This window comes from Rhodohalobacter halophilus, assembly GCF_001715195.1.
Classification (GTDB): domain Bacteria; phylum Bacteroidota; class Rhodothermia; order Balneolales; family Balneolaceae; genus Rhodohalobacter; species Rhodohalobacter halophilus.
The window spans coordinates 35,962-60,599 of the sequence record NZ_MDWE01000017.1 but is presented as its reverse complement, the minus strand read 5'-3'; the positions used below and the strand labels follow the sequence as shown (position 1 = coordinate 60,599).

Annotated in this window: 19 protein-coding genes, 1 tRNA gene and 2 pseudogenes; 15 read left to right on the top strand and 7 right to left on the bottom strand. The window is 44.4% G+C overall.

The features are described 5' to 3' along the window. Window positions 1-91: 91 nt before the first annotated feature. Complete coding sequence (gene pyrR / locus BG260_RS06215; RefSeq protein ID WP_245683910.1) at window positions 92-643, top strand: bifunctional pyr operon transcriptional regulator/uracil phosphoribosyltransferase PyrR; 552 nt, start codon at window positions 92-94, stop codon at window positions 641-643. Next, the gene (locus BG260_RS06210) at window positions 636-1,592 is read left to right on the top strand and encodes an aspartate carbamoyltransferase catalytic subunit (RefSeq protein ID WP_069131097.1); all 957 of its coding nucleotides are present in this window, start codon (window positions 636-638) and stop codon (window positions 1,590-1,592) included. The genes pyrR and BG260_RS06210 overlap by 8 nt, the downstream gene beginning before the upstream one ends. Here BG260_RS06210 and BG260_RS06205 read toward each other — a convergent pair. Then, complete coding sequence (locus BG260_RS06205; protein ID WP_069131096.1) at window positions 1,587-2,477, bottom strand: DMT family transporter; 891 nt, start codon at window positions 2,475-2,477, stop codon at window positions 1,587-1,589. The genes BG260_RS06210 and BG260_RS06205 overlap by 6 nt on opposite strands. 133 nt (window positions 2,478-2,610) lie before the next feature. On the opposite strand from BG260_RS06205, the gene BG260_RS06200 reads away from it, so the two are divergent. The 7 genes from BG260_RS06200 (at window position 2,611) to BG260_RS06170 (ending at window position 13,166) form a co-directional block, all read left to right on the top strand. Further along, the gene (locus tag BG260_RS06200; RefSeq protein ID WP_069131095.1) at window positions 2,611-3,282 is read left to right on the top strand and encodes a TetR/AcrR family transcriptional regulator; all 672 of its coding nucleotides are present in this window, start codon (window positions 2,611-2,613) and stop codon (window positions 3,280-3,282) included. Between the two features lie 63 nt (window positions 3,283-3,345). Continuing rightward, window positions 3,346-4,938 (top strand): TolC family protein, encoded by a 1,593-nt coding sequence (locus BG260_RS06195; protein ID WP_069131094.1) that lies wholly within the window; start codon window positions 3,346-3,348, stop codon window positions 4,936-4,938. 8 nt (window positions 4,939-4,946) lie between these two features. Then, window positions 4,947-6,074, top strand: a complete 1,128-nt coding sequence (locus BG260_RS06190) for an efflux RND transporter periplasmic adaptor subunit (RefSeq protein ID WP_069131093.1) — start codon at window positions 4,947-4,949, stop codon at window positions 6,072-6,074. Window positions 6,075-6,119: 45 nt separating this feature from the next. Beyond that, on the top strand, window positions 6,120-9,902 hold the full coding sequence (locus BG260_RS06185) for an efflux RND transporter permease subunit (RefSeq protein WP_069131092.1): 3,783 nt from the start codon (window positions 6,120-6,122) through the stop codon (window positions 9,900-9,902). 58 nt (window positions 9,903-9,960) lie between these two features. Then, on the top strand, window positions 9,961-10,398 hold the full coding sequence (locus BG260_RS06180; protein ID WP_245683909.1) for a DUF4293 family protein: 438 nt from the start codon (window positions 9,961-9,963) through the stop codon (window positions 10,396-10,398). 5 nt (window positions 10,399-10,403) lie between these two features. Beyond that, on the top strand, window positions 10,404-11,330 hold the full coding sequence (locus tag BG260_RS06175; protein ID WP_069131091.1) for a DMT family transporter: 927 nt from the start codon (window positions 10,404-10,406) through the stop codon (window positions 11,328-11,330). 327 nt (window positions 11,331-11,657) lie between these two features. Beyond that, the gene (locus tag BG260_RS06170; RefSeq protein ID WP_087148689.1) at window positions 11,658-13,166 is read left to right on the top strand and encodes an MltF family protein; all 1,509 of its coding nucleotides are present in this window, start codon (window positions 11,658-11,660) and stop codon (window positions 13,164-13,166) included. Here the strand turns inward: BG260_RS06170 and BG260_RS06165 are convergent. Genes BG260_RS06165 through BG260_RS06155 form a run of 3 tightly spaced genes read right to left on the bottom strand, consistent with a single transcriptional unit; the run spans window position 13,153 to window position 15,668 of the window. After that, window positions 13,153-14,877, bottom strand: a complete 1,725-nt coding sequence (locus BG260_RS06165; RefSeq protein WP_069131089.1) for a GAF domain-containing SpoIIE family protein phosphatase — start codon at window positions 14,875-14,877, stop codon at window positions 13,153-13,155. The genes BG260_RS06170 and BG260_RS06165 overlap by 14 nt on opposite strands. Beyond that, window positions 14,877-15,308, bottom strand: coding sequence for an ATP-binding protein (locus BG260_RS06160; RefSeq protein WP_069131088.1), 432 nt, complete (start codon window positions 15,306-15,308; stop codon window positions 14,877-14,879). The genes BG260_RS06165 and BG260_RS06160 overlap by 1 nt, the downstream gene beginning before the upstream one ends. Window positions 15,309-15,314: 6 nt before the next feature. After that, on the bottom strand, window positions 15,315-15,668 hold the full coding sequence (locus BG260_RS06155) for an STAS domain-containing protein (RefSeq protein ID WP_069131087.1): 354 nt from the start codon (window positions 15,666-15,668) through the stop codon (window positions 15,315-15,317). A gap of 399 nt (window positions 15,669-16,067) precedes the next feature. On the opposite strand from BG260_RS06155, the gene BG260_RS06150 reads away from it, so the two are divergent. Continuing rightward, a complete protein-coding gene (locus BG260_RS06150; RefSeq protein WP_069131086.1) occupies window positions 16,068-16,610 on the top strand; it encodes an outer membrane beta-barrel protein in 543 nt (180 codons plus the stop codon). Window positions 16,611-16,684: 74 nt separating this feature from the next. On the opposite strand, the gene BG260_RS06145 is transcribed toward BG260_RS06150, so the two are convergent. Further along, on the bottom strand, window positions 16,685-17,170 hold the full coding sequence (locus BG260_RS06145) for an SPOR domain-containing protein (protein ID WP_069131116.1): 486 nt from the start codon (window positions 17,168-17,170) through the stop codon (window positions 16,685-16,687). A 195-nt stretch (window positions 17,171-17,365) separates the two neighbouring features. Here BG260_RS06145 and BG260_RS06140 point away from each other — a divergent pair, with 195 nt between their 5' ends. After that, on the top strand, window positions 17,366-18,406 hold the full coding sequence (locus BG260_RS06140) for an ABC transporter ATP-binding protein (RefSeq protein WP_069131085.1): 1,041 nt from the start codon (window positions 17,366-17,368) through the stop codon (window positions 18,404-18,406). A gap of 224 nt (window positions 18,407-18,630) precedes the next feature. On the opposite strand, the pseudogene BG260_RS14650 reads toward BG260_RS06140, so the two are convergent. After that, window positions 18,631-18,966: pseudogene (locus BG260_RS14650) on the bottom strand (OmpA family protein); the annotation flags it as partial. A gap of 60 nt (window positions 18,967-19,026) precedes the next feature. Beyond that, a pseudogene (locus BG260_RS14645) lies at window positions 19,027-19,434 on the bottom strand (OmpA family protein); the annotation flags it as partial. 281 nt (window positions 19,435-19,715) lie between these two features. Between BG260_RS14645 and BG260_RS06130 the strand changes: the two are divergent. From BG260_RS06130 to BG260_RS06115, 4 genes are all read left to right on the top strand, one after another. Next, a tRNA-Ala gene (locus tag BG260_RS06130) sits at window positions 19,716-19,789 on the top strand. A gap of 177 nt (window positions 19,790-19,966) precedes the next feature. After that, window positions 19,967-21,124 carry a hypothetical protein gene (locus BG260_RS06125; RefSeq protein ID WP_069131083.1) on the top strand — a complete coding sequence of 386 codons (1,158 nt, stop codon included), beginning with the start codon at window positions 19,967-19,969 and terminating at the stop codon, window positions 21,122-21,124. Window positions 21,125-21,135: 11 nt separating this feature from the next. Then, window positions 21,136-21,864: a FecR family protein gene (locus tag BG260_RS06120; RefSeq protein WP_069131082.1), complete on the top strand. Its 729-nt coding sequence runs from the start codon at window positions 21,136-21,138 to the stop codon at window positions 21,862-21,864. Window positions 21,865-21,921: 57 nt separating this feature from the next. Next, window positions 21,922-24,636: a hypothetical protein gene (locus BG260_RS06115; protein WP_141691529.1), complete on the top strand. Its 2,715-nt coding sequence runs from the start codon at window positions 21,922-21,924 to the stop codon at window positions 24,634-24,636. Window positions 24,637-24,638 lie beyond the last annotated feature (2 nt).

Sequence of the window (24,638 nt, the reverse complement as noted above, 5' to 3'; positions counted from 1 at the left end):
TGCAATTAGATGTCTGTTAGATGAATTCAGAATTGTAAACCACATCCACTTTACCTAATTTTCAAAACAAAAATTCCGCTGAGGTATCTTTTTGGAACAAGCACAAATAATGACGGAAGAGGATGTAAAACGCACCTATTTGCGTTTCGCTCACCAATTCCTTGAACCGTATGATGATCCCGCTCACCCCGCCATTATTGGAATGCAGACGCGCGGCGTTTACATGGGCAGAAAAATCCTCAACATCATAAAAAAAGAGACCGGTGCTGAGCCCGATTTTGGTGTGCTCGACGTCACGTTCTACAGAGATGATTTTCGGTCGAAACTGAAGATGCCGGAGGTGAAAGTAACTGAGATTCCATTTGATCTCTACAACCGGGATGTAATTTTGGTAGATGATGTTCTGTACACTGGCCGTACCGTTCGCTCCGCAATGGATGCGCTAATGGACTATGGACGCCCCAGAAGCATTCGGTTCTGTTGCATGGTGGATCGAGGCCACAGAGAGCTGCCGGTTTCAGCGGATTATGTGGGGATGACGGTTCCAACTCACGAGGATGAAGAGGTGCGTGTAAAGGTGAAGGAGCTGGATGGCGAGGATGCGGTGTATGTTGTAAAAGTAGATGGAGGACGTGATGAGTGAGTCGAATGTGAATGAGTACAACTTCACACAAAAACATCTGCTTGGCCTTAAAGATTACAGCGCGGATGATTTGAGGTACGTACTTGAGCAGGCGAAAACTTTTCGTGAAGTTTTAGACCGCCCGGTGCCAAAAGTACCTACGTTGCGCGATAAAACCATTGTAAACCTTTTTTATGAAAACAGTACGCGTACACGCCTCTCATTTGAGCTGGCTCAAAAACGGATGGGCGCGGATGTGGTTAACTTTTCAGCTGGTACATCGAGTACTAAAAAAGGTGAGTCGCTGAAGGATACGATCCGAAATATCAGCTCAATGAAAATTGATATGGTGGTTAGCCGGCATGAAAGCCCCGGAGTGCCCCACTTTTTGACGCGTTGCGTTGATGCCGCCATCATCAATGCGGGCGATGGTGCACATGAACACCCAACTCAGGCTCTGTTGGATATTTTTACCATGCAACAAATCTATCCCGACATAAAGGGTAAAAAGGTGGCAATTATCGGCGATATTTCTCACAGCCGGGTGGTTCGGTCCAATATTATCGGATTGATTAAACTGGGAGCTGACGTGGTGGTTTGCGGACCGAAATCACTCATGCCCGTCTATGTTGAGACTCTGGGAGCAGATGTATCCTACAACTTGGAAGAGACACTTGCCTGGTGTGATATTGCCATGGCGCTCCGTATTCAGATGGAGCGTATTTCCGGCGGAACAGATCTTTTCCCAAGTCTGCGTGAATATCACGAAACTTTTGGGATTAAAATGGAGCACCTTGAGAAGTATCCCGACTTTACGATTATGCACCCCGGACCGATCAATCGGGGGGTGGAGATGGAGAGCCCGGTGGCCGATAGTGATCGGGCCGTGATTTTGAACCAGGTTACCAATGGAGTGGCCGTGCGGATGGCCATTCTCTATCTGCTTAGCGGCGGCAGCAGAATGTCATGAAATTCTGCCTCCGTGGCGGGTGATTAAGATGCCGGCTATCACGATGGCGGCACCGAGATACTGCAGGAACTCCAGATTTTCATTCAAAAGAACCACTCCGGAGATCACTCCAATTACCGGCACCAGATTTTGGTATGTTGAGGATCGTACAGCTCCAACCACTTTGATGCCGTTGTTCCAGATCAAATAGGCCAGTCCAATTGCCAGCATACCGCTAAAAATGGCACCGCTGTAGGCGCCAACTGAAACCGTGCTCCAGTTCGTCTCGCCAAAATGAGGTATGGCCAGAAGTGTCAGAGAAACAGCCCCGATGGAGGTCATCATCGCTGAGTATTGAAGCGGTGTGTATCGGGTGAGGTGTTTTTTGGAGTATAGAGTATAAAGTGCCCAAATAATGGCTGCCAGGATGATGGTTAAATCACCTAAAAAGGTATCTGAGCCGAAAGAGATTGGGTTTTTTCCAAACAGAATAATAATGGCAAGGCCGGTAAAGGCGAGAATTACCCCGATGGTTTTGAAACGGTTCATCATTTCAATGGAAAAGAGATGTGAGCTGAGGGCTACCCAAATGGGGATGGTTCCAAGCATTACTGCAGCATTTGCGGCGAATGTCAGATCTATTCCAACAATGAAAAGCCACTGGTAGACCATGTTTCCGATCAGGCCAAGCAGTAAGAGGGGGAGAATATCCTTGCGGTCTATTTTAAACCACGACTTTCTTTTAATCAGAATTGCCCACATGAATCCTGCAGCCAATACAAACCGTATGGAGTTAAAACTGTAGGGATCAATTTCGGCAAGACTTGCCTTGATTACTGTAAAGTTTGTCCCCCAAATGATTGCCAGAAAGAGCAGGGAGAGATCTGTGAGCAGGTTTTTATTCAATGAATTTCTGTTTTGTAATTTCTATCACAAAGATAGAGATAAACAGTTTCAATTTGTTAAAAAAATGTTGGAACGAAATTGAAAAAGCGATAGTTTTGTGACCGTTGTTCAAAAAATGACTGACAGTCAAAGTATGAAAGAATTATCCAGAAAAGAGCGTGAGCGACTTCGGCGGCGCGAACTTATTATTGATGTAGCTGAGGAAGTGATTCATCAGCACGGGTTTAAAAGTTCCACAATGGAGCAGATTGCCGAGGGGGCCGAGCTGGGAAAAGGAACGCTCTACCTCCATTTTAAGAGTAAGGTTTCAATCTATCTGGCCATCTGTGATCGCGGATCAAAAAAACTGAACCGAGAGCTGGCAAAAGTTCTTGCCACAGAATTAAGTGGGCTGGAAATGGTGCGGGAAATTGGATATACCTACTTACGGTTTATACAAAAGAACCCGCTCTATTTTTCGGCATTCAACTACTATGAAAATATACTGGATGACGATAAATACAATGACAGCCCGATGATTAAGGTTTGTGAGGAGAATGCCCGTGAGGCGATGACTTACATCGTAAGAGCTATGCAGATCGGGATACAGGATGGCTCAATTGATGGAGGAATCAACCCGAAAGAACTGGGGCTGGTTATGTGGGGAGCATCGAAGGGCGTGGTGCATGTGGCGCTGCTTAAAAACAAGAGGAGGCACATGGCTATCCTGGATGATGTTGAGTTCAGTTTTGACAGCTTAATGGAGAGTTTTATCCAGTTGATGAGCAGTGGAATAAAAAATGACCGGCAGTCAGAAAAAGTGTAACAACATAATGGGTTGTTCGTACAAAACCGCAATAAAATTTTAAGGACAGTTAAAGACAGAAATATGAATCTAACTAAAATTGCAGCAGCCGGGGGGCTATCGCTTCTTTTTATTGTATTTGCTGCACTCCCTGCCATCTCGCAGGATGTGGCTGAGCTGACTGAGGGCGACGAAATAGTTATCACCCTGGATGAGGCTATTCAGATTGCACTGGTTAATAACTATATGCTTCGCAAGGGAATTCTGGATCTCGATCGCGCAGAGGCGCAAATTCGGGAGGCCTGGGGAACAGTGTATCCACAGGTAAATGCTTCCGGAAGCTATACACGAAACCTTCGAACACCCAACCCTTTTGCCGGATCTGACGCCGGCGGCTTATTTGAGTCGTTCGGAGCGGTTGATTGGCTCGCTTACAACGAATCGGCCAGAACCGATAATGACCCTAATACAGAGCCGATTCCATTGGATGAATATGTTGACCGCCAGATGCAGGGATACCGGGATGCCGGTATAACACCGCCCGGAATGAGCGGAGATAATCCATTTGCGGTTGAAAATCAGTTCGAGTTTGGCCTGTCAGTTACGCAGGCAATCTATAACGGAGCCGCGTTTTCTGCCATCAAAGCTGCAAGGCAGTTCAGAGAGCTGAATGAGGATCAGGTTCAGGCCGACCGTCAGCAAGTGGTAAACGAAGTAAAGAACTCTTTCTACTCTGCACTTTTGGCAAAAGAGCAGGTGGAAGTTCTTCGTACAAGTGTGGAGCGGCTGAGGAAAACTGTTGAGGAGACCCGGCGTTCTGTCGAGGCGGGTGTACTTTCGAAGTATGATCGTGTAAGTGCGGAGGTGGAGCTTGTAAACCTGGAAACAAACCTTATTGAAGCCGAAAACCAAGCCGAACTGGCAGCCAAAAATCTGGCACTTCAGTTGGGTATCTCCACAAAGAAGAGTGTGAAGCTGCGCGGTTCTCTTGAGTACGACGACTCACTTCAGCCGGATGTGAGCGACAGCGAAATAGCATATGAAATCGCACTTCAACAGCGACCCGATATCAGACAGACGGCATCGCTGCTTGAGTTGCGAAAAATTGAGGGTGATGTGACAAGATCAAGGTTTTTACCCACTCTGAATGCATTTGCGAATTTTGCATACATCGGGTCGGTACCCAACAATCGCACATCCATTTCGCCGGTAGAGGGTCAGGAGTTTTCGTTTACTTCGTCCGATCGGAGCTTTTTTGATGATTCCTACTGGAATGAGGCGGTATCGGTTGGCTTGAGAATGAACTGGTCAATATTTAACGGATTTCAGACCAAAATGCAGGTACAGCAAAACAAGATTGATGTGCGTCAGGCAGAAATCGACCGAGAGATGCAACAGAATGCAGTTTATCTGGAAATTGACCAGACGCTGAAAAACCTGGAAACGGCGCTGCAAAGAATTCGCAGTCAGGAGCGCAATCTTGAGCAGGCTGAGATGAACTACGAGTTTGCTTTAAAAAGACTTCAGGAGGGAGCAGGAACTTCGCTTCAGGAGCGTCAGGCTTCTTCTTTGCTGGATCAAAGTAAGCTCAACTACCTCTCTGCCGTATATGACTACTTAACGGCACTCAGCCAGTACGAAAAATCAATTGGAAAACCTGTTTTAGATACTGAATAACTTATCGAATGAATAAAATGATGAACTACGTAAAGAAATTATTATCCATTGGAATGCTCTCGCTTCTGGTAATCGCCTGCGGGGAGCCACAAGAAAACGGTGAAGATAACGGACCCGCCGGTGCAAGGCTGATGCCGGTAGAAACGATCGTGATTGAATCGGATGATTTTGAAGATTTTGTACGAGTTTCCGGAACTGTTGAAGCGATAGAGGACGCAATGATCTCTGCTGAGATATCAGGACGGATTATGTCCATTAAAGAGCGGGGTGAGCGTGTTGAGAAGGGGGAAGTGATTGCTCAAATTGATGACCGGCTGATCCAGGCTCAATATGAAGCGGCAAAAACCGGCTACGAACTGGCAGAAGACACGTTTAACCGGCTGGAGTCACTCTATGCCGACTCGATTGTGAGTACACAGGATTATAACAGTGCGCGGGCACAACGGGATCAGGCAAAATCACAGCTTAATCAGGCCGAGAAACAACTTCAAGATTCACGAATTGAGGCGCCATTTTCCGGGAGAATTGAAGAGAGGTTTATCAGAACCGGTGAGTTGATTAACCCGGGGATGCCGGTTGTGCGACTGGTTAATACCGACCGGGTTCGGATCCAGGCTGGAGTACCGGAAAGGTATGCCGGAGAAATTACCGAGGGATCGCGTGTGGAGCTCAATTTCAGGGCATTGAATGAAGAGCCCCGGACAAGCCGAGTAACCTATGCAGGTAATGTGCTTGATCCTGAAACCAGAACATTTGCTATAGAGGTAGAGCTGAACAATTCAGGACAAATTATCAAACCGGAAATGGTTGTGGATCTGCTGCTGGATCGGGCTACTCTTAATGATGTGATTATTGTACCGAGAACAGCGGTATTGAGAAATGAAACCGGCGTGGCTGTTTTTGTGGCTGCTGAACAGAATGGTGCAAAAGTTGCCAGAATGGTGGATGTCCAGACCGGCCCTTCATCAGGTCCGTTAATTCAAATTGTAAATGGACTCGAGACCGGTGATGAGATGGTTATATCCGGCGTGAGAAATCTGAGTGAAGGTGATGAGCTCAATATTTTACATACCGAGTCGAGTACAGAGAGAGCGCAAAAGCTTCGATCGGCAGACCGCCCTGTCGTCTCGTTTTAAGTTGAATTACGATTTTCCTCAAATTTCGATCTGAATAAGGACAGCATGAAATTAACAGAACTAACCATTAAGAACCGTACAGTAATTGTTGTATTGACGGCAATTCTGATTATGGCCGGTGCATTTAGTTATAGCTCCATCCCGAAGGAGTCCAACCCCTCCATTGAGATCCCGATATTTATCGTTAATACCATTTATCCCGGTATCTCCCCGTCAGATATGGAATCATTGATTACGCAGCCTATTGAGCGTGAACTGCAGGGAATAAACGGGGTGAAAGAGATTCGATCCAATACGCTGGAGAGCTTCAGCAGTATTGTAGTGGAGTTCGATTTGGATGTACCCATCACGGAGGCGAGCCAACGGGTAAGAGAGCGAGTAGATCTGGCGCGGAATGAACTCCCGCCGGATGCAGAAGAGCCGTTTATCGTAGAGATCGACCTCGATGACTTCCCGATTATGACGGTGAACCTGGCCGCAGATTATCCCCTCTCCCGACTGACCGAGGTGGCCGACCGTATGAAGGATGCCATTGAGACGGGTTCGGGAATTCGCGAAGTAGAGATGGTCGGCGACCTTGAACGTGAAGTTCAGGTTAATGTAGATTTGGGCGCACTCAACGGTTATGGATTGGGATTTGGCCAGTTGGTCAACGCCATTCAGGCACAAAATCTTACTATCCCGGGCGGTACGGTTGATGTAGATATGATGAGCTATCTGCTACGGGTTAGCGGCGAGTTTGATGATCCTGCAGAAATTGAGAACCTGGTTGTAGCACGTCCAATGGGTGAGAATAACCAAAGTGCCGGATTGGTCTATATGCGTGATGTTGCAGAGGTGATTTTCGGGTTCAAAGACCGCGAAAGTTTTGCAAGACTCCGGGCCTACAAAGTTGATGAGAACGGCGGAAAAAGAGAACTGGATGAGTCTGAAATTCAGGATAATCAGGTTATTAGCCTGAATGTGAAAAAGCGGCCCGGCGCGAATATTCTTGACACGGTTGAAGAGGTGATGGCGATTGTGAACGACTACCCGATACCCGGCGGAACCAGTGTGGTCATAACAGGTGACCAGAGCGAGGATGTGAGGGAGCTCATTTCAGATCTTGAGAACAGTATCATCAGCGGTATGCTGTTTGTGGTGTTGGTACTAGTCTTTTTTCTGGGTGTGCGCAATGCGCTTTTAGTGGGTACAGCCGTTCCTCTATCCATTTTGGTCGGATTTATCGTGCTCTACACATTGGGATACTCGGCTAACTTTATTATTCTTTTTAGCTTAATTATTGCCCTTGGCCTTCTGGTTGATAACTCCATTGTGGTGGTTGAAAATATCTACCGCTATCGGGAGATGGGGTACGGCCGTTTCGAAGCGGCAAAGCTTGCAACCGATGAAGTTGGATACGCCCTGATTGCGGCTACATCTACTCTGTTGGCGGCGTTTGTTCCAATGACATTCTGGCCCGGTATTATTGGGCAGTTTATGGGCTATCTGCCAATGACACTGATTGTGGTTCTTCTCAGTTCACTTTTTGTGGCGCTTGTACTTTACCCTGTACTTACGGCGTATCTTGTTCGGCTTGATGGGGAAGAGAAGAAGCCGATGTCGGTTTATGTGAAAGGGATTCTGATAGCACTCGGCATCTTTATGACTGTTGCAATTGGAATGGCAAACTTCACGACGCTGGTTGTTACCATTCTGACGATCCTCTTTTTTGTTCTATCGTTTAAATTTATCATCAAACCGGTATCGGAGCGATTTAATGAATACACTCTGCCGCGGATCTTGAAATATTATAAAGTGATGCTCCGCACGTTTCTCAAAAGAGATTACTCCGGTAAATATTCCATGTTGAGGAATGCAGCGTCACTCTCGAGCCTCGCACTGGCATTGATTTTCGGAGTTTTTGGTGCGATAATTGGGATTTTTTCACCGGCATCATCCATACTCTACTTTATTGCGGGAGTATTTGGTGTTGTAGGTGCAGTTCTTGTGATTATTCATACGCTTGAAGCCGCTTTTGTGGGCGGAAAAATTTCCATTATTTCAGGTTTGGTTCTGGGGCTTTTAAATGGAGTTATTCTGTCCCTTGTTTCGATTTCAAACACTGTAAGTCTGGAAGTTTGGATGGTACTTATGTCTGTGCCGACGCTTCTGATCATAATCGGTGCGATTGGCCTTTTTCGCAGATCAAGAAAACCACTTATTTTAACAGATAACCGAGCACTTCTGCTCAACTCCGTTATGGGTGCGCTCTTTGCAATTTTTGCAATGTTTGGCCTGGCACCAACGGGTGTTGAGTTCTTTCCCGAAACGGATCCAAACCGTATTAATATCGAGCTCGAAGGGCCGATAGGAATGAATGTGGAAGCCAGCGATGAAATTGCAAAAGAAGTACAGCAGCGTATTTATGCTCTGATTGATGAAGATCCACTTGTAAAGGCTAACATCGAAAATATTCAGATCAATGTTGGAGTATCCGGCGATCCGTTTTTTGGCGGTGGTGGCCAAAGTCCGGAACTGTCCAGATTAACTCTGAACCTGGTTGATTACGGAGAAAGGGCCGAACCATCGTCAAATACTCTGACTAAACTCCGGGAAATTGTGAGAAATATACCCGATATCGATGTTCGGATTGAAGGAGAGCAGCAGGGCCCGCCAACCGGAGCACCTGTTAATATTGAGGTTTCAGGTGAAAATTTCGATGAGATTGTGAGGATCACTGATGAGATTACTCAGATGCTTATTGAGGCTTCCGTAACCCAATCGGTTCCCGGCCTTGTAGATGTCAGAAACAATGTAAGCGGTGGGACTCCGGAGTATCGAATACTGGCTGACTATGAGAGGGCGAGTCGTTTTGGGTTAAGTATGGCCGATATAGCCCAAACCATTCGAATTGCAAATAACGGCCTGGAAACGAGTAAATGGCGCGATGGCGAAGATGAATACGATATTGTTGTAAGGCTTCGCCCCGAAGACCGGCAGGATCTGGAAAACCTGCGCGGATTGAATGTGGTTACTCAAACCGGAGCATCCATTCCGCTGGTATCTGTAGCTACCTTTGAAGAAGGCACAGGTCTCGGTTCCATAACTCGTTTAAATCTTCAGCGAACCGCAACAATCGAAGGTCAGGCAGCCCCCGGTTTTAGCGGTCCGGAAGTTCTGGCAAATGTACAAGAACTATTGAGCGACTATCGCGAAAATATTCCAACCGGCTACTCTATTGAATATACCGGTGAAAACGAGGAACAGGGAGAAGCATTCGGATTTCTGACAACAGCACTCATGGTTGGTTTTGCACTTATATTTCTGGTGATGCTGGCTAAATTCAACAGTGTTGTTTCTCCATTTATTATTATGGTAGCGGTAGGTCTTAGTTTGATTGGGGTATTGTTAGGCTTGATTCTTACCCGTACCTCATTCGGACTTATGACATTCATTGGCATTATATCACTGGCTGGAATTGTGTGTGTGAATAATATTGTGCTACTGGACTATGTAAAGCAGCTTACAGAGCAGGGACTTCAAAAGAAAAATGCGATTGTTGAAGCCGGTCTGATTCGATTCAGGCCCGTAATTCTGACTGCATTGACCACGATTCTGGGGCTTGTTCCCCTTACCTTTGGAATAAACGTGGACTTTGTAAACTTGTTTGCAAATTTCGATCCAAACCTGCAATTTGGTTCAGAGAGTACTGCCTTCTGGGGTCCAATGGGAATTGCCATAATCAGTGGTCTTACATTTGCAACTTTTCTCACCTTAATTGTTGTACCTGTACTCTACTCCGCATTTGATTCGTTTGCACAGCGACTTTCAAAATTGAAGTCTTAAATAGATCGATTCAGGCAGATAATTTTTAAACATGAGATCTGCCTGAATATTCTTATTTTTGGCAAAAATCGAAGCAAAACATGATACCGTGATTCAGAGACCACAAACTCTATTCTTAGCACTTACAGTAATATTTAATCTCGCTGTATTTTTTACCCCGATTTACAGCCACGCCGTGCAGGATCCGGCGGCCTGGTTTGGGATGGGTATGGCGATTTCACTGACAGTCCCCATGCTGTTGGCCCTTATTTCCATCTTTTTATATAATAACAGGTCAAATCAGCTTAAGTGGGTGAAATTGGCAACCTATATTCAAATAGTTGCATTAGGGTTTGCTGTGGGGACCTTGTTCTCTCTCGGCGGATTCGGAAAATTTTTATGGAGAGAAGTTTTGAGTTCGGGGTTAATAGTTTTATCACTCATTTCACTTTGGCAGGCTGGCCGGCTTATCAAAAAAGATGAAGAATTGGTTCAGTCGATGGACCGAATTCGATAACTGTTTTGAATAGTGCTTCACAACACGACGTGCCCACCACCAAAGTTGTAACACTTCTTGTTGCAGGGTTGCTCACATTTGGTTTTGCACCCATATTGGTACGTTTTGCTACAGAGGTAGAGCCTCTTGCACTTGCAGCTATGAGAACCGGTTTTTCGGCTTTGGTACTTCTTCCGTTTTGGTATCCCAAACGAGTGTCCCTGAAAAAACTGAAAAAAGCCGGTATCAAGAACTACTTACTCATTGCGGCCGGGGTGAGTTTGGGACTTCACTTTACTTTGTGGATCGCTTCGCTGCATTATACATCGGTTGCCTCTGCCTCTGTTTTGGTTACCATGCACCCTGTGATGCTCATTATTGCAGAAAGTATACTTTTTAAGGCTCGATTCAGACCCATTGTATGGCTCGGTGTGATAGTAGCTTTTACGGGATCTGCACTCCTTGGGATGGCAGATGATTCTAATATGGCTCAGTTTCCCCAGGCCCTTTTGGGTAATACATTAGCCGTTTTCTCTGCAGCTATTTTCGTGGTTTACTTTCTTTTGGGGCGTAAAATCAGACAAAAAACAGAGTGGATCGATTATGTATTCTATGTCTATTCGTATGCAACTATCACCTGTCTGATTTTGACGATTCTGTGGGTCGGTGGTATACCAATAATTACAGCTACATCCATTTTAGTTGGTTTTGGTCTTGCCATTGGACCAACGGTGCTTGGGCATGGGGCAATGAATTATGCAGTAAAATATATTTCGCCCACTCTGCTCTCAACATTGGTACTTTCCGAGGCAATCGTTGCCGCAATAGCCGCATTTTTCATATTTGGCGAAACCCCTTCAAACTTTTCTATCATAGCAATGCTGGTCATCATTGCCGGCGTTGCGCTTACATGGACTAAACGAATGACCAGGCCGGCAGAATCACTTAATTAAATTTTTACCAACAAAAAGGGAGTAGATTTAAATAAACCTAACAGTGTCCCCATAGTTTGGTCATCAAGGAAAAATGAGGTAATTTGGCAGTGTTAGATAATAAATTTAACGGTTTTAGTGACTAATTAAAGTTAGTTAAACAAATATATATCAGGGGTTTATAGAAAATGGAATCATCTAAAATAAACGATTTGCAGCATTTTAGCGTTAAATTGATGATTTCTGCAGCGGAAAATTAGGAAAGAGATGCGAACCGCTGTATAAAGAACAGGAACGAACCTGTAATTAATGAATGCAATCTTAGAAAAATTGAAAAAAATCAGGGCTATGTACAGCCTGATTCTTGTGTCGTCAGTAATACTCATCTCATCCGGATGTGCCGGTGAGCAGTCTGTTACAGATGAGGAGGAAATTTCTGAAGAGCAATCTCTCCCCGTTTCCGTGCTTGAGCCTGTTCAGCGGGATTTAGCTGAAATTAAAGAGAGCGGTGTATTGAGGATGATCACCTATTACAGCTCAAATACCTATTTTTTGAATCAGGGAATTGAGGTTGGTTTTGAGTATGAGCTTGTAAAGGAGTTTGCCCGTGAAAATGATCTGGCACTTGAGGTGGTAATTGTAGGTGCAGATGAAAACCCTTTTGACCTATTAAATAGCGGGCGCGGAGACGTAATTGCGGCGAATTACACTATCACCCCCGAAAGAAGAGAAATTGTAAAGTTCACCCGGCCATACAACCTTGTGGATCAACTTTTGGTCTATTCTGCAAACTCTCCTGAACAGCCACAAACCCTCGAAGAGCTTGCCGAGTCAGGCATTCCGATTTCCGTACGGCGAAACAGTTCTTATTATGCACGCCTGCAGAGCTTTATTGACGAAGGTTTTGAAATCAATATCGATACCATTTCAGACGCAATCGATACCGAGGCGGCTCTGGTTCAGGTTGCCGAGGGAGACCTTCTTGCAACAGTTGCGGATGACAATATGTTTGATGCGGCTAACCGGTATATGGATGGACTTTTCCCGGGGCCAAAAATTGCAGAAAAAGATACCATTGCATGGGCAATTCGAAGTAACGCCCCTGACCTTGAATCGAGTATGAACCGTTTTCTTTATAAACATTTTCGATTTACAGAAGATCGGGAACGTCCTCGCCGATCTACGTTTCTGAATGTTTTGAGGCAGCGGTATTTTGAAGAGAGCAGACAAATTGCGGAATTTTATAATCCAGAATGGCAGTTTCAAACTATAGGTATAATCTCTCCATACGATGACATAGTAAAAGCCGTTGCCGACTCGATGGAACTGGATTGGCTGATGCTAACCGCAATGATTGCACAGGAATCGAGTTTCAATCCAAATAGTAAAAGCTGGGCCGGTGCAGTTGGTTTGATGCAGGTAATCCCAAGGTTTGTTGAGACGGAGTACGAGCAGCTATACGATCCAGTAACTAATATTAAAGAGGGTGCCAGAATAATTAAAGAGCACCTAAATCACTACTCATACATGGACAGCACCAATCAGTGGCAGATGGCACTGGCAACCTATAATGTTGGTTTGGGGCACATGGCTGACGCCCGAAGGTTGGTGATAGATCAGAACAAGAATCCGAATGAGTGGGAAAATGTATCGCAGGCACTTTTGATGTTGATGCAGAGAAGATACTACCAGGATGCACGATACGGCTTTGCGAGAGGTATTGAACCGGTTCAGTATGTAAAAGAGATTATGAACAGGTACAGAACCTATGAGGCAATTATTGCATTGGCTGAAAACCAACAAAGGGGAGGAATCTCAAACGCAATGATCAGCACCGGCCGGTCTAACGAATTTTGATAATCAGCAGGGTGAGATCGTCTTCGAGATTGTGGTTGCTGAATTGCCGAACTTCCCGAATAATTGTCTCCATAAGCTCTTCAGAAGCGAGATTCCGGTTCTGGAGGATCAGGCTTTTTAGTCTTTCTTCACCAAACTCTTCCCGTTGTTTATTCATTGCTTCATTCACGCCGTCCGTATAACAAACGATCATATCCCCGCTTTCCAACTGTATATCTGCCTGCTCGTAAGGCGAAAGTGTTTCCATTGCCCCCAGCAAAAGTCCACCTTCACTCAGTTCATCCAGTGTGTCCCCCCCTTTTCTTAAAAGCAGTGGCGGATTGTGACCTGCATTCACATAGCGGAAAATGCGTTGGTTGTGAAGGTATTTTCCCCAGAAAAATGTGATGAACTTATCACTTGGAGTGTTGTTGAAAATAATATCGTTTATGCGTTCGGTGGCTTCGGCCAACGATATTTCAACCGGTAAAAGAACGTGCAACATCGATTGAAGATTAGCCATTAAAAGAGCGGCGGGCACCCCCTTTCCGGTGACGTCACCGATGGCAAAAATGGTGTTGTTGTCGGGTGTTTGGGCAACATCAAAATAGTCACCGCCTACTTCGCGCGAAGAGATTGTACTGGCGGCAAGGTCAACTCCCTGCACTTCTGGAACCGGATCGGGTAGCAATCCGCGTTGAATTGATTTTGCAATTGAAAGCTCCTCTTCCATTCGCTCTTTATCAATGCGTTCTTCGAGCAGGTAGGTTTTTTGTAACGATACTATGGCCAGGTTTGCGAGTGATTTTAGAAAATTGAAATCTGTTTCTGAGTAAGTCTCTTTGTTTACGCGTTCACCAACACCGATTACAGCAACTTTTTCACCCTGAATTGAAATCCCGATAATATTGGTGATCAGATTTGTTTTTAGAGCGGGCACTTCCCCATAGCAATGGTCGTCCATGGCTTTAACTTCCAATGGGCATAGATCAAAAAGTGTGTTGATATCATCCTGAGTGAATGGTTTTTTTATCCCGCTGTGTGTAAGCAGAGAGATTCCATCAGGGGTTTTATAAATCAGAAAAAATGTGCGGATAAAAAGCTGACCAAGAAGGGCAAATTTAAAGATGTTGGAAATTTTATCCCTGTCGGTAAGCAGATTAAACTCTTTAGACAGATCGAAAAGTGTATTCAGTTCATGAATTCGCCTGTCGAGCTTGCGGTTTGTGTTCTTCAGTTCATCGAACAGCAGAGAGTTTGAAAGGGCAACTGAGGATATGATGCACAGGCTTTCGGCAAACTCGAGCTCATGAGCGGCAAACATTTTTTGAGTCACTTTTGATCCGAGGAACAGAAACCCAATATGCTGGTTACTTGTTCTGAGTGGAAAAAACACACTGTTTTTCATGTCATCCGCAAGCCTGGGGAATGCCTCAGGTTTATCGTTATAGAAAATATGAGAACAGCTTTTTTCAGACTCTTCCAGTTTGATCTCAACCGAATCTCCTTCGGATATACTTTTTAGACCTTTTGTTTTTTCAACAGAGTAAACCCTTTTTGCAGGATTGTAAAAGAGAATTGCCGCTTTGCCCGAAAGCAGCTTTCCCATAATGATCAGCAACAGATTGTTCAGTACAAAATCACTGTTGCGCGACTCAATGAGCATCCTGCTTGTTTCGAGAACAGTTTTAATTTCGAATCGGTTTTGTAGCTCTTTCTCGTCTGCAGGCATTACACTGTTTCATTTCTTTTTTTACAGAGCCGGATCTCATTTTTGTCCGGATTTTGATGATATGAAACACTATCCATTAGCTGGTGAATTAAGTAGACACCCATTCCTCCTCTCTTCTTCTCTTTGATTTTTTTTCGGATATCAGGAAGATTATAACTCTCAGGTTCAAAACTGTTGCCGTAGTCAAACAGGCTAATGCAGAGCTTATCGGGGTCAAAGGAGAGGTTGATTTCTACACTTTCATCAGAATTATTCTGGTATGCATGTTTGATGATATTCGTATAGGCTTCATCAACGGCAAGCTGTAGGTCGGACACCTGCTTGCTTGAAAAACCCTGTTTTCTGGCATGAAGCGCAACAAATTCGCGTACCTCTGAGAGTTTCTCAGTGGAAGCACTTACCGTTATTCGATATGTAGCCGTCTTATTCAACAAGACTTAATTTTCATTAGAAAATCGATCAATAGCTTCTCTTTCGTCGTCAAGAATGTCATAGAGAGTTGGGAATCCAAGGAGGTCAAAAACATTGTAAACGCGCTCGTTCATGTTCGTAAGCTTAATATCGCCGCCGCTGGACCGCACATCTTCAATGTAGGCCATGAAAACTCCAAGGCCGGCGCTGGCAATATATTCCAGCTTACTGCAATTCACGATAATATTCGACTTATTGCTGCTGATGAGTGTTTTTAAGGACTCCTCCAGCTGCGAGGCGGTATGGGCATCTAACTCTCCATGAAGATCCAAAACATCTAATCCGGATGATTCCCGATGGTTGATTTTAAAATTCTTCATCACATTATTGGTTTCATATTTGATGGACACTTCAAAGATAGAAGTTAGGAAAGGTTGTGCAAATATAGATTACGAAAAATAAGATAAGCCGGTTTCAAAAAAATAAGGCATCACACGTATCCGGTGTGATGCCCTGACTATTCATCAAGAGAGACGCTACTTGAGCGCAATAGAATATTAGCAAAAATGATTGTAAATGCACAACGTTTATTGAAAAAGCCTTGAAATTAGAGTGAATTTCAAGAAAATTACTGTATAAACAGTTTGTTAGAGAGACAAGAAAAGCCTACGTTTTAGATCGGTTAGATCAGACTGAAACTTTATTATCCGAATCTGATTAGAGTCAGAGAACGAATACAACAGATATCTTTCAAACAAAAGCCCCAAAATGACAGAACTATGAAAAATCTACTATTTGTACTACTTACACTTGGATTTCTTTTTACAGCTACCGACCGTGCAGATGCTCAGTGGTCAATCGGTGCGAGTTACGAAACAAGGAATGAAGACCCTACCAACGGGTTTGGATTGAGGGTTGAAAGAAGCATTCTCTCGGCTGTTCCGGTAGTAGACTTTAATATGAGAGCCCACTTCAGCTTTTTTAATGATGATGCATTAATCACAAGAGATGAACAGGAGTTTAGCGGCGAAGTTGAGGCATATGATTATGGATTGGCACTGACAGCCGGTGTGGGTATCGCACTTGTAAAACCATACGTGGGTTTGGGAATCGGAGCCGAAACGTACGATTTTCAAGGAGACTCAGGTGGCGGGTTTGATGAAAACAACCTGTTTTGGAACGGATTTGGTGGTGTTGAACTTCAGCTTCTGCCAATGCTGAGACCTTTTATAGAGTATCGAATCAGCAACATTTCCGGCGCCGAAGAAATTGACTTTGATAATGTGAGCCGGTTTGCATTTGGGCTTTCTCTGAGGTTTTAAAAAAACTGAATCAGACACATAAAAAGGGTTCCTGAGCAAAATCAGGAACCCTTTTTTAATTTTGTTGCCGAGTTTTAATTCAGTTGAGAGATCCAGGATTCAGCTCCATAATCTTCCATTAGCTTTTCTTTTAGATTCTGAGCCATTTCCTCACTTTCTACTCGGCCAATTCGTACTCTGTACCAAACATTTCCAGTGTCCTCGTTGCCGAATTTAACTACAAAAGCATTTTCATACCCTCGTTCTTTCCACTGGTGGAGTTCATTGTTGGCTTTCTCTTCAGATCGCCACGACTGAACCTGTACGGCATAATTTCCGGTTTCTGAAAATTCTATTTGGCTTCGGCTTTCTGCTTCAGCAATACTGTCCTGTCGCGCCTGGGCAATACTATCCTGTCTCATTTGCTCCATCTGAGCTTCATAGACTCTTTCAAGGGAGTCGCGTTCAGCTTGTTGACGCTGGAGCTCTTGTTGCCGTAACTCTTCTTCGCTGGGTCCGCAGCCAACCAATAAGCTGATAGCTAAAATGGCTGTACCCATAAATGTTAGTAGTGTTTTCATAATGTGATCTTTTTTGAAAGCGCCTTTGTAGTTATCTGTAGAACTATGAATGTAAAAAACATAATTCATTACTTTCTTTTTAACAACAGCTAGAACTTTTTAAATACAAAAACTCTTTAATTGGATATAAAAAATCCTTAATTTAAATAGACTGAATTTAAATAAGGTTCAATAAGTCTCTTTATTCAGGTGAATATGCTGCTTCAAGTCAATAATATTGAAAAATCGTTCGAAAAGGGGGTTCCTGTAGTTCAGGATGTGTCATTCTCTGTCGGTGAAAACGAGATATTTGCTCTTTTAGGGGCAAGTGGCTGCGGTAAAACTACCACACTTCGAATGATTTCAGGGTTTGAAAAACCTGATAAGGGTACGATTGAACTGGAAGGCAATATTATATCATCAAATAAAGTGCAAATCTCTCCTCAAAACAGAGGGATTGGGTTCGTTTTCCAGGACTATGCACTCTTCCCTCATATGTCAGCTTTAGATAATGTTGCGTTTGGCCTTACGGATTTACCTAAGTTTAAGCGCAAAGTTTTTGCTGAAGAGGTTTTGTGCCGGACAGGCATGGGAGATTATAAAGATCGGAGTCCGGCAGAACTCTCGGGCGGGCAACAGCAGAGAGTAGCCTTGGCGCGTGCCATTGCACCGGAGCCTAAACTGGTTCTTCTTGATGAGCCGTTTTCTAATCTGGATGCAATGTTGCGTGATACAACCCGAAAAGAGGTCCGTTCAATTATTAAAAAAGCGGGAATGAGTGCTGTTCTCGTAACTCATGATCAGGAAGAAGCTCTCTCTTTTGCGGATCGGATTGCTGTGATGAATAATGGCCGGATTGAGCAGATTGGAACACCCGAAGAGGTGTATTATAAACCCAAAACAAAATTTGTAGCTCAGTTTCTTGGCCGTACCAACCTATTTGAAGGTGAAGTGAACGATGCCGAATATATTGATACGAATCTTGGCTGCCTTCGTTTAAATTGCAAGGCAAAAGGCCGGGTAACATGTTCAATTCGTCCCGAACACCTGACGATCGAGCGGCCGAATGGAGTTGTAAATGGCTGCAGCCGGGGTATTATTGTGGGGCGAGAATTCAAAGGTCACGATATTACCTATCACGTAAATTGTCAGGGCGAACGCTATATCGTCCATACAGATAATCGGGTTCTGTTTGAACCCAACGATGAAGTTTTGGTTAAACCGCTTGAGCCGGCAGTGGTTCTCTCTGATGATTGATTAGTTTCCCGGTAAGACCACATTCCCACCTCTCTTGTCTTCTTACTTTTACGACTGGTTCTGCTTTCAATCAAGTTGCAGTAAGAGCAAATCTTCAAAACTCACGATCAGCATTTTTAGGATTGTTGACAGGTAGTTTTGCACCCTACTCAGAATGAATTTTCAGAAATAAAAAAAGCGGACTGAAAGAATTCAGCCCGCTTTACACTAAAAACTAATTTGAATTAGTTTCTCGGAGAAAATGGATATGGGTTCAGAGGATGAGACTCTGCACGTCGATTTTTCTCACAACCGGGTGTGTTACGGTCCATTTCTGCTTCGGAGCAGCGAACCGGAGCTTTACCTAAACCTCTGAATTCAATTCGATCTTCAGCAATTCCATTGTTTTTGTAGAAGTCTACAACAGCATTCGCTCTTCTCAAGCTGAGTCTGAGGTTGTACTGGTCTCCACCTACGTGGTCAGTATAAGCATCTACGCGAACTCGGAATGCTTCAACTTCCATTAATCGCTCTACGTTTTCAGCGAGCTTTTGAGCATCTCCGTCACGAATGTCAGATCTGTCAAAGTTGAAGTTGATTGTATTCAGCTCGTTGATATATGGAGGATCATTCGGATCGAGTGGGTCGGTTCCCATTTCAATCTCTTGACCGTCGGTAAATCCATCGCCGTCAGAATCGGGATCGAGAGGATCGGTTCCGTGTGTATTTACTTCATCTCCATCAGAGAGACCGTCACCATCAGTATCCGGGTCGGTTGGGTCTGTGTCGTACATGTTTACTTCTTCGCCGTCAGTCAGCCCGTCACCATCGGTGTCTGGGTTGAGTGGGTCAGTGTCATAAACATTTACTTCATCTCCATCAGAGAGTCCGTCACCGTCTGTATCTTCATTCAGCGGATCCGTTCCGTAAGTATTTACTTCTTCGTAATCGGTTAGTCCGTCGCCATCCGTATCAGGATCGAGCGGATTTGTTCCGTGTACGTAAATTTCATCATAATCGGAAAGTCCATCGCCATCACTATCTCGCTCCATAAGCTCTTCATCAGAAAGGCTCATTAGATATTCGAGTGTTAGCGGATCCGGATCCCCTTCTGGTTCACTGGAGCCACATGCCTGAAAAACAAGCAGAGAGGCAAGTAAACCAATGAATAAGTAAGTAGGTGATTTAAACATTGTTATTCTCCTGTACAGTTAGTGTGAGGTTTTAAGTTAGAAATTTTTCCACTTCAACAAAAAATACATAACCAACAATCGCAAACAAAAATGTTTTTTGACAAATGCTTACGAAAGGTGATATATTCTGCCTCGACGGGGCTATAGCTCAGCTGGCTAGAGCGTCGCGCTGGCAGCGCGAAGGTCCGGGGTTCGAATCCCCGTAGCTCCACATTTTTTATAAGTGAAAGAGAGTGTTTCGGCGGGGGTTAAGAGAGAGGTCGCCCCGAATTGTGTGATTCGTTTAATATAGTGTCTATTCTCCATAAATGATGTTTCTTTTGATTGAATATGTGTCAAATTATATTTCCACATCTATTCATAATGGAAACAAATTAAACAGATCATTGTGAAACAACTCTTACTACTAATTTTTTGGTTACTTGTTCCGCTGGAAAATGTCCTTTCTCAGTCAACCGGTTTTTCCATAGATATTACCGCTGACCCGTTGATGAGCAGTGCACAGATTGTAGAGCTTTCAACACTGATAAACGGTGAAGGAAACTTAGCTACCCGCCTTTTTACCGTCTATGTTTCCAATGAAAGCAATGAACCGGCAGATGATCTTTATATCGATATTGAAGTTATCAGTGAGCGCGAAGGGTTGTTGATGGTTTCTCATCAGCGTAACGAGTTGCCGTTTGGATTGCGAGCGGGTGAATCGGCCGTTTTTTCCAATGTAGATATTTCCCGTCAACGGTTGCCTAATGCACCGGTGCCTGTCCGTTTCAATGGCAGATTAACTGAAAATGGGCGAGCTTTACTCAATAAACTGCAAGGGGTTTCAACGTTACCTGCAGATGAGTACACAATTCAGATCAAACTGTATAAAAGGAATAACAGCGTAAATGGAGGGCTGCTTCTTGGATCTTCAAGTGTGACATTTGGCAGTAATATCATCGATGAAAATTTGACGATAACGCTTCTGACTCCGGGGGATGCAGTTGGGGTTGATGTGACCATTTCAAACCCAAATCCTGAATTCAGGTGGGATGGACTGTTTCAGCAGAGCTACAGATTGATTGTGGTTGAGGCCTCAAGAGACGAAGATCCGGAGGCGATGGTTGAGAGCGCCAGAAGCACACCGCCCACAGAACCCTCAGGTGTGTTACTTGAACACGAATTTCTGGATGTCAATATAAACGGTACAAGTTTTACTTATCCTTCATTTGGCGCCAAATCGCTCAGAGAAGGCAATACATACTATTGGCAGGTCTTTTCAGAATTACAAACTACATCAGGCACGCAAGAGAGGGCTTCAGAGATTTGGTCTTTTACCCTGCGGGATGATCATCAGGCTGCAGCAACGGTTAAAATAGATAGTGATATGCGGGAACTGCTGATTCCGCTCATAGGTGTTGAGCAAACCGAAAGTATGATCAGAAGTGGATTTACTCTGTTTGAAATTGAATTGGATGGCCGGGTGCTTACCGGTGAGGCTGCTAAAGCAGAATTAATGGAACTCCTTGAAAAAATGAGGAGTAACAAGATCAAACTGCCTGAATAAAATGTAATGCAATGACGAAGAAGTTTATAAAATTGACCCCCGTTCCGTTTTTGGCACTCTTCCTGTTCGGTTTGATTGTTGAAGGAGTTGAAAATAGTATCGATCCCGATCGTGAGATAGCTATTGTTCGCAGATACATACCCAATGTAGATATAACAGGTGCTGTCAGAGATACAGTGGTGGAAACGGGAACATCACTCTTTAGCGGAGACACATTAACGACCGATGAAAATGGGTATGCTTTAGTGATGTTCTTGGACCAGAGTGTAGCTAAAGTGAGGCCAAGATCACAATTAATTATTCGTGGTGAAATTGACCGCCGACAAAATGCGAGCACCAGGATTGATTTAAACCGGGGTGGAATATTTCTGAATGTAAACCGAAGGGTAACCAATGAGTTTGAAGTTACCACCTCTACAACGGTTGCAAGTGTGAAAGGCACGACGTTTGGCGCCCTTTCGGAAGGGTACTATTGGGTTGAAACAGGTGAAGTTGAGGTGATGGCTTTGCGATCCGGTCAATCGGTTTTACTAACGGAGGGGATGTTTGCCCAGGCAGACGAATCCGGGTCGGATTTAACGACCGGACAGTTAAGTGATGGTGAGATTGAGCGGTTAAACTCAGAGTATAAAACATTAGATGAAGAGCTTATTGAGCGCAGACTTATTTTGCGTTTTCGGGATTCAAACGGGCAGATTATTGAAGAGGATATTGAGTTTTTTGAGCAAAACGATAACTGAAACCAATAGCTGAATAGATTGGCAGGGGTATATAATTTACAATCAAAGGGTCTCTATTTGGGAGTTTTCTTTATTCTCCTGGTTGGATCCTCCTATGATTTGGTTACTGCCCAAACGGTTATCCGCCATATTCCGCCCTCATTTATAGAAAAGCATGAGGAGGTGATTTTACGGTTTGAAGCTTTGGAAATAGCTGAATCGGAAGTGATTGAAGCACTTCTCTTTTATAGAACCCAAGAGAGCGGGAGCTACTCCCAAAGAGAAGTTCGGTTTGAATCGGGAGCTGCTGAAATTCCCATTTTGATTGAGGATTCTGATGCCTACTCGCTGGAATATTACTTTATTCTCCGAACCGCTGCCGGAAGGCAGTATCACTATCCGGATATTATTGCCAATGAGCCGCCTGTTTATGTTGAGTTAGTATCACCCAGAATTGAAGCATTCCCTACGACCGACCTTCTGGATGTCGCAATTATTACACCTGCTGCGGGCGAAACGATTTCAAACAACGACTATTTATTGACAGCCGCACTCTTTTATGATGGGGATGGCCTGGAAAATAACATCCGGTTGCACATCAATGGAGAAGATGTAACGGAGCTGGCTGAAATTACCCCCTATCTCATTAAATTTCGCAGGGATGAAATCAGTTCCGGCCGGCAAACGGTTCAAATACTACTGGATGAGGGTGGAACACTTTATCAGGCAGAACGCTGGTCGTTCAATGTGCTCAGATCAGCTACGGCAGGCGGTGATCCGGTTTTCACAGAGAGATCGCGAGTGTTTGGAGGGGATATTGAGCTGGGTGCCGGCAGCCAATACATTGCCGGTTCGGCAACAGATCAACTGACGGGCAGGCTGAATGTCAGAGGGAGGGAAGGGAAGCTTCAGTATCGTGGAAGAGGTTATCTCACAACAAGAGAATCGAGCCGCTTTCAGCCACAAAACAGATTTCATCTGGACCTTCGTTATGGTCAAAGTCTATTTCTTGAAGCCGGAGATGCAAACCCAAACTTTAGCAACTACTCAATTCGGGGAAGAAGGGTGAGAGGTGTTTACGGAGGAGTATCGTTCTGGGATGATCGATTTCGTTTTGAGGCTCTTCGGGGAACGTTGCAGCGATCGATCTCAAACCGCTTTGATCAGATCGAGGTTGTAGAGAGAGAGTTGGAACAGGGTGTGGAAGAGCTCTACTATTTGAATCTTGAAGAGAATGGCCGTGGGGCTTATCGGCGGGTGTTGACAGGCGGCCGACTGGACATTGGCCAGCGGGACAGATTCCGGTTTTCTTTGAACGCTCTACGGGCACGAGACGATTCCACTTCAACGACACGATACAGGGATTATCGGGATGTACTGCTCAACAATCGTGAGTTGATTTCATCGCTTACAATTCAGCAGCAATCATTTTTAGAGGATAATCCGGATGAACTTCAGGTGACAACCGCCCTGCCCAGGCCGAAGGATAATCTGACAATTGGCACTGAAGTGGAGTTTTCCGCTGATAACCAAAGGGTTCGGGTTCATTCTGAATTTGCCGCGAGTTTGATGAATGAGGATATTTCAGCCGGAGTTCTAAACCGGGAAAGGGCAGATGAACTTGGAATTGACCTAAATGGTGATGTTGAAAGTCTGTTTAACAGCCTCTCCTGGCTCATTATCATCAATGAGAGAATGAGTACCCTGCCGTTTAAATATCGGGAGACAGAATCGGGTACTACGGAAATTGACCTTTTTCTTCCCACATCAATATTTGCCAGCGAAACTCGTGTAGACCTGAACTATGGCAGTCATCGAATTGAAGCGAATTATACATGGGTGGGCCCCGATTTTCAATCACTGACAAATAGTACCATTCGCCGGGATGTTTCAGGAATTACCATTACGGATCGGTTCAGGACGCTGAGTAACCGGTTGATAGTTACCGGAGGTTTTGAACTTCTGCGCGATAATGTTAACAACTACAAAAACTCTACACTTAGAACAAGAACCTTAAGATTTTCCGCCGGATGGTACCCTTTTCGATTTGACCTGCCTCGCGTGAATGCAGGAATACGGTACAGGACAAGGGGTAACAACATAGATCGTTTCAACCCATACGTTGATAGGGATATTGAAAATACAGTTGTCAGAAATTTTGCAGTTGTAGATGGCGATACTGTTTCAACATCATTGCCCAGGAGTGATAAACTAATTGCATTCAACACCTCCATCTCACAAGGTTTTTCGTTGATGGGGGCAGAGCACGATGCCGGAATTTCATTGAACATTACCGACTCGCAAAGTGATGTTACCCGCTATGGAGATTACAGTAGCAGTACGTTTTCATTTTCCCTTCAGTCCAATTTTGAGGGAAGGCCGTTTCAGACCAGATTAGCGTGGAACAGAACGAACAGCACTGCGTTGAGCGGTTTAAATGAGGCGAATATTCAATCAATTGATACAGGTGTCAACTGGCAGTTGATGGAGAACCGGTTAATTCTTAATAGCACGTTGTCATTTGCCCGGTCACAATTTCAGGACATTCCGTTAACGGTTATGGAAGGTGACCTGGAAAGCGGAAGAGATTCAATTTACGAACCGAACTTTTCGGGGGAAGAAGCGAGTACGATTAATACATATTTGATTCGGTTGCGGGCTGAATACCGGATCTTCACAAATGGATCGCTGGAGGGATTGTTTAACTACTCATCTATCCATAGACGAGGATCTGATTTTGCAGCATTGCCAAATGATCGTATCATACAGCTTCGATACATCCACAGATTTTAATC